The 577-nt window shown below is 72.8% G+C and carries 1 protein-coding gene; it reads right to left on the bottom strand.

The genetic code is table 11. From position 1 onward, the window contains the following. Positions 1–577: homocysteine S-methyltransferase family protein (locus ACTT8P_RS38430; RefSeq protein WP_442836426.1), on the bottom strand; the 577-nt coding region annotated here is incomplete at both ends.

Here is a 577-nt window from a genome sequence, read left to right as displayed (position 1 = left end):
CCGGCGTGGTCCCGCAGCAGCCGCCCACCAGCGACAGACCGTACTCACGGACGAACGTCTCCTGCGCGTCCGCCAGCTCGGAGGCGCCCAGCGGGTAGTGCGCGCCGTCCTTGCCGAGGACCGGGAGGCCAGCGTTGGGCATGCAGGACAGCGGGACACGGGAGTGCCGGGCCAGGAAGCGCAGGTGCTCGCTCATCTCGGCCGGGCCGGTCGCGCAGTTCAGGCCGATCATGTCGATGCCGAGCGGCTCCAGCGCGGTCAGCGCCGCGCCGATTTCCGAGCCGAGCAGCATCGTGCCGGTCGTCTCGACGGTGACCGACACGATCACCGGCAGGTCGAGGCCGAGCGCGTCCAGGGCGCGCCGGGCACCGAGCACGGACGCCTTGGTCTGAAGCAGGTCCTGGGTGGTCTCCACCAGCAGCGCGTCGGCGCCGCCCGCGACCAGGCCCTCGGCGTTCTGCTGATAGGCGTCGCGCAGTACGCCGTACGGGGCATGGCCCAGGGTGGGCAGCTTGGTGCCGGGACCCATCGAGCCGAGCACCCAGCGCTGCCGGCCGTCCCTCGCGGCGAACTCGTC

Origin of the sequence: Streptomyces sp. JW3 (genome assembly GCF_052216785.1) — a bacterium.
GTDB lineage: Bacteria > Actinomycetota > Actinomycetes > Streptomycetales > Streptomycetaceae > Streptomyces.
This window is presented reverse-complemented; position numbering and strand designations above follow the sequence as displayed.